The organism is Sphingomonas sp. ABOLH, assembly GCF_003951715.1.
GTDB lineage: Bacteria > Pseudomonadota > Alphaproteobacteria > Sphingomonadales > Sphingomonadaceae > Sphingomonas > Sphingomonas hankookensis_A.
This window is the reverse complement of the sequence record NZ_QQWV01000079.1, coordinates 1-2,500: the sequence shown is the minus strand read 5'-3', so window position 1 is coordinate 2,500 and position 2,500 is coordinate 1. Positions and strand designations below refer to the sequence as shown.

Genomic DNA, 2,500 nt, shown 5'->3' with positions numbered 1-2,500 from the left:
TTAGACCCGAAACCCGGCGATCTAGGCATGACCAGGATGAAGGTGGGGTAACACCCACTGGAGGTCCGAACCGATTAACGTTGAAAAGTTACCGGATGAGTTGTGTTTAGGGGTGAAAGGCCAATCAAGCCGGGAAATAGCTGGTTCTCCGCGAAAACTATTGAGGTAGTGCCTCGGATGGACACCTTATGGGGTAGAGCACTGGATGGTTGCGGGGGTCGCGAGATCTACCAATACTAACCAAACTCCGAATACATAAGAGTGATATCCGGGAGACAGACGGCGGGTGCTAAGGTCCGTCGTCAAAAGGGAAACAGCCCTGACCTACAGCTAAGGTCCCCAAGTCGTGTCTAAGTGGGAAAGCATGTGGGAATCCCAAAACAACCAGGAGGTTGGCTTAGAAGCAGCCATCCTTTAAAGAAAGCGTAACAGCTCACTGGTCTAAACAAGGGTTCCTGCGGCGAAGATGTAACGGGGCTCAAGACACGCACCGAAGCTTAGGGTGTACACTTTGTGTACGCGGTAGCGGAGCGTTCCGTACGCCTGTGAAGCGGTCTGGTAATGGACCGTGGAGGTATCGGAAGTGCGAATGCAGACATGAGTAGCGATAAAGAGGGTGAGATGCCCTCTCGCCGAAAGACCAAGGGTTCCTGCGCAAGGCTAATCCGCGCAGGGTGAGCCGGCCCCTAAGACGAGCCCGAAGGGGGTAGTCGATGGGAACCACGTTAATATTCGTGGGCCTGGTGGTGTGTGACGGATGGCGTGTGTTGTCGGATCTTATCGGATTGATCCGGCTTCGAAGCTGTCCCGGGAAATAGCCCCACCGTATAGACCGTACCCGAAACCGACACAGGTGGTCAGGTAGAGTATACCAAGGCGCTTGAGAGAAGTGTCCTGAAGGAACTCGGCAAATTGCCTCCGTACCTTCGGAAGAAGGAGGCCCTGATTAAGCGCAAGCTCTATCAGGGGGCACAGGCCAGGGGGTAGCGACTGTTTAGCAAAAACACAGGGCTCTGCTAAGTCGGCTTCAAGACGACGTATAGGGCCTGACGCCTGCCCGGTGCCTGAAGGTTAAGTGGAGGGGTGCAAGCTCTGAAATGAAGCCCAGGTAAACGGCGGCCGTAACTATAACGGTCCTAAGGTAGCGAAATTCCTTGTCGGGTAAGTTCCGACCTGCACGAATGGCGTAACGACTTCCCCACTGTCTCCAGGACATGCTCAGCGAAATTGAATTCTCCGTGAAGATGCGGAGTACCCGCGGTTAGACGGAAAGACCCCGTGCACCTTTACTGCAGCTTCAGAGTGGCATTAGGAAAGAACTGTGTAGCATAGGTGGGAGGCTTTGAAGCATTGGCGCCAGCCGGTGTGGAGCCATAGGTGAAATACCACCCTGTTGTTTTCTGATGTCTAACCTGCAACCATGAAACTGGTTGAGGGACCCTCTGTGGCGGGTAGTTTGACTGGGGCGGTCGCCTCCTAAAGAGTAACGGAGGCGCGCGAAGGTTGGCTCAGGACGGTTGGAAACCGTCTGTTAGAGTGCAATGGCATAAGCCAGCCTGACTGCGAGACTGACAAGTCGAGCAGAGACGAAAGTCGGTCATAGTGATCCGGTGGTCCCTCGTGGAAGGGCCATCGCTCAACGGATAAAAGGTACGCCGGGGATAACAGGCTGATAACCCCCAAGAGCTCATATCGACGGGGTTGTTTGGCACCTCGATGTCGGCTCATCACATCCTGGGGCTGGAGCAGGTCCCAAGGGTTTGGCTGTTCGCCAATTAAAGTGGTACGTGAGCTGGGTTCAGAACGTCGCGAGACAGTTTGGTCCCTATCTGCCGTGGGCGTCGAAATTTGAGAGGAGTTGCCCCTAGTACGAGAGGACCGGGGTGAACATGCCTCTGGTGTACCTGTCGTCGTGCCAACGGCGCAGCAGGGTAGCTATGCATGGACGGGATAACCGCTGAAAGCATCTAAGCGGGAAGCCTCCCTCAAGATAAGATTTCTTAGGACGGTCGGAGACCACGACCTCGATAGATCGGATGTGGAAGCGCAGTAATGCGTGAAGCTAACCGATACTAATTGTCCTATTCGCGCTTGAAACAGGTTTCCATAAAAGTACTACTTTTATGGATGCCAGAGAGTTCACACCCCCAACGTCAGCACTGGCTGACACACGTGGTTGAAACCCTCAGCCCTTGAAACACCGATTTGAAAAACATGTGCACCCGCTTCATTGCCTGGTGGCTATAGCGTTTGTGAACCACCCGATCCCATCCCGAACTCGGCCGTGAAACCAAACCGCGCCAATGGTACTACTGCCTAAGCAGTGGAAGAGTAGGTCGTCGCCAGGCATTGAAGCCGGTGCACATATCCATTCACACTCGTCATAACACCCCTTCCGCCCAACAGGGCGACCATGGTGGCGCGGGGTGGAGCAGCCCGGTAGCTCGTCAGGCTCATAACCTGAAGGTCACAGGTTCAAATCCTGTCCCCGCAACCAAAC

General features: G+C 54.5%; 1 tRNA gene and 2 rRNA genes (1 of these 3 cut by a window edge). All 3 read left to right on the top strand.

The features are described 5' to 3' along the window. A 23S ribosomal RNA gene (locus CA237_RS18990) occupies window positions 1-2,096 on the top strand; it begins 695 nt to the left of the window's first position. 137 nt (window positions 2,097-2,233) lie between these two features. After that, window positions 2,234-2,348 (top strand): 5S ribosomal RNA (rrf, locus tag CA237_RS18985). Window positions 2,349-2,420: 72 nt separating this feature from the next. Continuing rightward, window positions 2,421-2,497, top strand: a tRNA-Met gene (locus tag CA237_RS18980). Window positions 2,498-2,500 lie beyond the last annotated feature (3 nt).